Here is a 6,370-nt window from a genome sequence, read left to right on the forward strand (position 1 = left end):
TCCCTCATCGCCTCATCCGTCCCAGCGCTCGGCGTGCCGATCGTGGGCGTCGGTCAGGCCGTTCTGGAAGAAGCGCTCGTAGTACTCGGACTCGACGTGGTGGGCCTGCAGCCAGATGCCGGGCACATGGATGGCGTCGGTGTGTGCCGGGAACCGCCCGTGGGTCTCGTGGATGTACACGCAGACGTCCCGCGCGCACTCGATCACCTGGCGGTCGTACTCACTGGCCTCGGTGAGGTAGCGCTGCGCGTAGTCGTCCTTGTAGATGCGGGTGAAGAGGTCCTTGTCGGTGTAGATGCCCCGCTCCCCGAACTTGGAGCGGACGACGGAGTCCACGGCTTCGTGCATCGACGGGTAGTTGGGCGGGCAGGCGCTCTTGATGAGGTGTTCGCCGCCGGCCCGCAGCCCCACCGGATGGGAGCGCAGCCCGGCGTACTTCGGCAGCGGCACCTGCCAGCGCAGGATGTCGGCGGGGCGGAACCTGGGCGTGGCGAAGTCGAAGCCCAGCATGCGGCCGTAGGCGCGCGAGAACTTCGGGTCGCCCAGCATGATCTGGGGGCTGATCGACGCGTGGATCCAGGCGCCGAGTCCCATGGCGTCCGCGGTCAGCATCATGTTCTGCAGCAGCAGGTCGGCTTCGATCTGGGTGCGCATCGGCCCCAGGGAACCGAGCGGCAACTTGACGTCGGGGTTGAGGAAGCCGCTGCGCACCCACTTCCGTACTCCGGCCGGACGGTAGAAGTTGCGGTCGTCGACGAGTGTGGGCCGGGCCCCCTCGGGCTGGGTGAGCAGGTACATCAGCGCGTTGATGTACTGGTGGGAGAGGTCGACCACCGGCAGGAAGAGCGTGGTGCCCGGGAGGTTGGACAGGAACCGGTTGGAGTCGAGGTACGCCGGGAAGTCGCGCATTCCCTCGGCGACGTCCAGGCGGCGGTCCAGTACCCGCACCTTCGAGCGGCGTGCGCGTTCGATCAGGGTGTCGGGGTCGAAGGCATGGTCCGGGGAGGGCGGCAGCTTCCTCAGGTAGTAGGTGCCTGTGTCGTTGATCATGAAGAAGTGGGTGGCCTGCGCGTTGTCGGGGCTGCCCGCGGTCCGGCCCGTCATGTTCAGGTTCGGTTTGGCCATGATCGGTTGGTGGTCGCGGGGGTCCTCGAAGGGCCGGTCGGGCATGGTGAGTCCCGAGGCGCCGGTGAGGGCGATGAGCACCGCCTCCTCAAGCTCGCCCAGCGGCTCCGGCCGGTGCGGGGAGTCGTAGCTCATCGATCCGGCCGGCACGGACGCGCCCCTGCTGACCCGGTGGGTGCGCCGCTCGAAGAGCGTCTGCCACAGGGGACGGGACAGCAGGTCCTCCAGGCCGGGGTGACCCGCGTTCTGTGATGCGGTCATGGCCCTCTCCCGCTCAGCCGCTGTCGTTCCGGACCGGCTGGACCGGGCGCCAGGGCGCGAAGGCGCTGGCCCCCCGCGGCAGGACGCCCGCCAGCTCGGGGCAGTGCCGCAGGATGACGCTCGTCATGCCGTTGCGTGCGATCCAGTCCATGCCGAGAGGCGTGTAGAGCTCCGGCCGGAAGTCGACCGTGAGGAAGCGGTCGCTCTGCAACCGTCTGGTGGCCATCAGGATGAACACGCGGAAGGCCGTGTCGCTGAAGCCGAAGCCTGCGGGCGGATTCTCGGCGAAGAGTCCTACCACGGTGTCGATGTCGTCCACCGAGCGGTAGACGTCACGCAGCCGTGCGACCGTCTCCGGATCGCAGGAGAGGTCCTCGAACCGCTGGATCCGCGGCTTGTGCAGGCCGGCGCGGAAGTCGTTGTAGCGCGGGACGCCGCGGCGCCGGGTGCGCACCAGGTCGACCACCGAGAGGTCGACCACCTCCCCGTCCCGCTGGAACGCCTGCAGGGCGCGGGGGAAGTTGTGCAGGGTGATCGCCCCCGGGTGGGCGATGCCCAGCGAGTACAGGGTGTTCACCAGCCCGGTCTTGCGGATGAGCGGCTCCGCCGCGGCGCCCTGGAGGGCGGTGAAGTCCAGGGTGTCGAGCCGGCGGCCGAACTGGTGGTCGACGAGCTCGTAGTCGTCGGGGATCAGCGGGTGCATCCGGTAGACGGTGACGAACTCCTCCGTGAGGGAGTACGGGGCACCGTGGTGGTCGGGCAGCGTCTTGGGGATGCCCTGCCGCCCGTTTGCCTCCAGCAGCCAGACGCCCAGCTGGTCGAGCCAGTTCTTCGGCGGTCCCTGCCAGTTGGTCTTCATGCCGATGTCGAGTGTCTTGGTGGCGAGGATCGCGGGGGTCCACTCGACCGTGTGGATCTTCGCGATGAGCGCGGAGATGATCAGCCGCGCCGTGTGGTACACCCGGTCCTCGTCCATCCGCGGGTATTCACGCCGCAGGGCTTCGCACACCGCGTTGTGCTCACGGGCGAACAGGGTGTGCATGGAGCTGAGGCCGAGCCACCAGTTGTCGGTGAATCCGCTGAGCGGCGTGCCGTTGGAGCCGTTGGGCAGGTGTCCCTCCTCCAGCCGGAGCCGGGCGCCGCCGTCGGGCTCACGCAGCGACATCGCCACGGACTCGTCGCTGCCGTAGACCTCCGAACCGTCCCACCAGTGCGACACGTCGCTGGCGAACACGATCGGCCGCCCGCCGCCGGCCGGACGTACCGCCTCGTCCTCGCCGAAGCGCATCACCCTCTCTCGCGGCCCGCCCGGGGTGTTCTGCCAGGTGTCGCCGGGTGGCAGTGGCACCTCGACGCTCCGGGTGGCGACCGGAAGCCTCTTGTGCTTGACCCAGTCGTGCACCTGGAACTGGATCCACGCGGCGGCGATGATGTTCAGCGAGGTCGCGGGGATGAACACCTCACGCCGGAGCAGTTCCCGGCTCACGGTGACCGGATTGGGCGTGTCGAACTGGTCCGGGCGGTGGACGGGCGGCATGGTGCGGCCGAACGTCGCCCCGACAGCGCCCATCCGCGGCGCCGACAGATCGTTGTACGAGCCGTCGTAACTGCGTCTGACCAGCAGCTCCTCCGCGGGCGGGGCTTCCAGCGGGCAGGCTTCGGGTGGAGCCTCGTGGGCCTCGGTGTCGATGAGGTTGCGTCGGCGCAGCGTCTGCCGGAAGGCCATGAGGTTGAGCACGCCGAGCGGGGTGGGCAGCCGGTGCCACGGGACGAAGCGGTTGACGGTGCGGAAGACGGCGCGCAGCGGTGCCCCGAGCAGGGTGTTGCGCCGTGGCTCAACGGTCAGGAAGCGCCGGCCCAGGCGGTGGGCGCTACTGGCCTCGTAGGCGGTCTTGCGGGCACGGTTGAGGTTGCCCAGTGGCCGGAAGCCCTCCGCGGTGTGCCACGGGTTGAACGCCAACAGGTCGACCCGCGAAGCGCAGGCGCGGGCTTCGGCGGTGTGGATGTCCTGGCGCGGGATGGTCAGGGTGGCCACCGGCAGGACGGGCGCGACGTCCTCCTTCCACTCGGCCGCGCCGTTCTCGACGGGGGTGCTCCGGGCGTCCACGTAGCGCTGCACGCACAGCTCGAAGACGACGTCCGCCTGACGCAGCCGCTGGGAGAGCTCGCGCCGCAGGTAGTCGGGATCGGTGCGCGACGCCGCCGGGGCCGCCGGGGCGTCCGCGGCGGGCCGCAGCTGATAGCGCACCGGTCCGCGATCGCCCCACAGGATCGCGCCGCGGCTCCAATACGTCTCCAGTGCCAGGCTGCGTACCGTGCGACTGGTTCCCGCGACGACGTTGCGCCGCATACGGGCGGCCGTGGGCCAGCCGACCGCCAGGGGCAGCTTGAGGAACAGGGCGTACCCCTTGCGCAGCCGCGAGTCGGCACCTGCCATGGCCTTGGCGAAGGCGACGAACTCACCCGCGTCGCGGGCGTGGGAGACCGGGAAGCTCGTCATCAGCAGATCGTGGGTCTCACCGGGGCTCACCTCGACGCGCAGCACCGCCCCGCGCAGATCGGGCGCGAAGTCGGGCTGACGGGCCCCGCTCGCGTTGGACAGCCGGACCGTGACCGGGTACTCGGCTCCGGGCCTGGCGAAACCCGCTCGCAGTGCCTCGGGAAGGTCCTCGCGGAACCTGAGCCGGGCGTTCTCCACGCCGAGGACCGCCTTGGCGTGGAAGGTCCGGTCGACAGTGGCGGCGCCGCTGCGCTTCCTCACCTTGAGCTGAACCTGCAGCAGCTCACGTGCCAGCCGCTCGAAGACCAGCCGCTCGGCCTCCGGGCTGCCGCCGGCGTAGCGCTCGTACTGTGCGACCTCGTCCATGCGAGCCTCTTCCGGGGGGACTTCCGTGCACTCCTCAACGACGCTGCCCCAGCTCGGGGCCGCTGTCGTGCGGTGCGGGGCAGACGGGCGAACACGTGGGGCAGCGGGGGCGGGGCCCTGACTCCGGGCCTTGGACACCCGAGGCACTTGGATCTTGAAGGTCCAGGAGAGGGGTGTCCCGTGGCCATGAAGCTCGCCAAGAACGAATGCGGCCTCGACCACTACGAGGTCCGCCGCTACATCAGCTGGTACCGGCACCTCACTCTCGCCATGCTCGCCCATGCCTTCCTCGCCGCCATGGCCGCCCTGGAACGCGAAAAAGGGGCCGCGAGGACGACGCTCCCGAGCTCGTGGACCTCACACCAGCCGAGATCCGCCGTCTCCTGGCAGTTGTCCCTCCGCCCGGAGAACACCGTGATCACGCCGTGGACTGGTCACGGTGGCGGCGACGCCACCAGGCATGCGCCCGCCACTGCCATTGCATGCGGCGCGGATACCTGTTCGCCGGAACCAGATGGCGAAGGCCCGCCCACGCCGGTGGCACCCCGGCTACACTCCCCGCCAACAGGCCACTGACCAGCCCAAATACCGAACTACGGCTGGATTACTCACTCGCCACCGAAACCTGGCCGGACGTCTTGATGCCTGCCTGGCGGAAGTCCTCCAGGGTGGAGGCGATGGTGTCGGGGGCCACGCCGACCGAGTAGTCCAGGCGTACCCGGGTGCTGAATCCCGCGGCGGCGGCGTCCAGTGCGGTGGCGCGCACGCAGTGGTCGGTCGCGATGCCCACCACGTCGACATCCCTCACCCCGCGGGCGCGCAGCCAGTCGGCGAGGGAAGTCCCTTCGGCGTCCGCGCCTTCGAAGCCGCTCTTGGAGGCACTGTGGGCGCCTTTGAAGAAGACGGCGTGCACCTTGCCGCCGGCGACGGTGGGGGCGAAGTTCGGGTGGAACTCGCTGCCTTCGTCTCCGGCAACGCAGTGGACGGGGAAGCTGTCCTTGAAGTCCGGGTTCTGTGAGAAGTGGCTGCCCGGGTCGATGTGGTGGTCCCGGGTGGCCACGACGTAATGGTAGTCACCGTCCGCGCTCTGCTCCACCAGCTCGGCGATCGCGGTGGCGATCTGGGCGCCTCCCGCGACGGGAACGCTGCCTCCTTCGCAGAAGTCGTTCTGCACATCCACGACAATCAAGCCCCGGCTCATCACGAACACCCTTCAGTACGACGGAACGATCCCCACGTTCTACCGGCCTCCTCGTATCTGCCGCAGACATAGCGGGCTGCGCTCACCCACACGGCCGAGGACATTCACCGCAGGAACGATTCGCGCCGCCGAAGGCGATTTCTGGAAGCTGTGGTCTTTCCGGACTTGAGGGCTGAGCCCATAGAAGTCAAGCTGAGCCGGAGCCTGTCAGTCGCGCAGCCGCGCGCAGTTGGTCGCCAAGCCGCCGTTCGAACGTGGCAAGTTGCACCGTATGCGCCTCAATGTATTGACGGTCGTAGGAGATCTCAACAGCTACGGCGACGCCGACCGAGTTGATAGACAGCTTGCACTCCACATCAGCCGTGGCAGTTGCGTTTTCCTCTGAGGTGTGAAGGGTCTGTCGAGCGGGTGCCCCAGCCGTGGGCGTTTTCCACTTGGGGCTGCTGTATGCCGCCCAAGGGTTGGGGAAGGTCGAAGGAACCGTACAGGGCAGTGCATTCCTTGTTCTGCCGGGCGAAGTCGGCGAACCCCTCCATGATCGGCGGGTGATATGGCAGCCCGTAGCTGTGTATACAACGCGCCGAGACAACGTCAGTCGCCATCTGTAACGCCAGGATCTGAGTCGAGGTGGGTATGTAGGCATCGATCGGCAACTGATGGCGTCGACCGAGGTTATCTCCGGGAGCGGCCCCAGTGCTGGCGCCGGGGGCTGGGGTGACTGGCGCCAGCACCCGGCAGTCAGCAGCAGGGCTACCAGCCCGACAACTGCTCTACCCGTGTCTGTCTCATCTTGACTCGTCTCCGCAGGTCCCGAAAGACAACACGTCCGTGGACATCGCTGCCGGCGGTCGCCGGAGGCTCCCGCCGGCATCGCTGCGCTTCGGGATGCACTTGATGTTGAACCCGGACCCGTTCCC

At 68.5% G+C, this 6,370-nt stretch carries 3 protein-coding genes and 1 pseudogene; 1 reads left to right on the top strand and 3 read right to left on the bottom strand.

Annotated features, from left to right (window positions below; all coding sequences use genetic code 11):
* Window positions 1-12: 12 nt before the first annotated feature.
* Window positions 13-1,386 carry a hypothetical protein gene (locus tag ACFWA7_RS03840; protein WP_385820690.1) on the bottom strand — a complete coding sequence of 458 codons (1,374 nt, stop codon included), beginning with the start codon at window positions 1,384-1,386 and terminating at the stop codon, window positions 13-15.
* Between the two features lie 13 nt (window positions 1,387-1,399).
* Window positions 1,400-4,252 (bottom strand): peroxidase family protein, encoded by a 2,853-nt coding sequence (locus ACFWA7_RS03845; protein ID WP_385820692.1) that lies wholly within the window; start codon window positions 4,250-4,252, stop codon window positions 1,400-1,402.
* Window positions 4,253-4,447: 195 nt separating this feature from the next.
* Here ACFWA7_RS03845 and ACFWA7_RS03850 point away from each other — a divergent pair.
* Window positions 4,448-4,828 (top strand): annotated as a pseudogene (locus tag ACFWA7_RS03850) (hypothetical protein); the annotation flags it as partial.
* Window positions 4,829-4,856: 28 nt separating this feature from the next.
* Here the strand turns inward: ACFWA7_RS03850 and ACFWA7_RS03855 are convergent.
* The gene (locus ACFWA7_RS03855; protein ID WP_385820694.1) at window positions 4,857-5,453 is read right to left on the bottom strand and encodes an isochorismatase family protein; all 597 of its coding nucleotides are present in this window, start codon (window positions 5,451-5,453) and stop codon (window positions 4,857-4,859) included.
* Between the last annotated feature and the right edge of the window lie 917 nt (window positions 5,454-6,370).

The sequence above is a fragment of the Streptomyces sp. NPDC059994 genome (genome assembly GCF_042737755.1).
Classification (GTDB): domain Bacteria; phylum Actinomycetota; class Actinomycetes; order Streptomycetales; family Streptomycetaceae; genus Streptomyces.

Excerpts from the sequence above, each read along its gene's own strand:
- ACFWA7_RS03840 (WP_385820690.1), bottom strand. The coding sequence starts at position 1,386 with ATGACCGCATCACAGAACGCGGGTCACCCCGGCCTGGAGGACCTGCTG.
- ACFWA7_RS03845 (WP_385820692.1), bottom strand. The coding sequence starts at position 4,252 with ATGGACGAGGTCGCACAGTACGAGCGCTACGCCGGCGGCAGCCCGGAG.
- ACFWA7_RS03855 (WP_385820694.1), bottom strand. The coding sequence starts at position 5,453 with ATGAGCCGGGGCTTGATTGTCGTGGATGTGCAGAACGACTTCTGCGAA.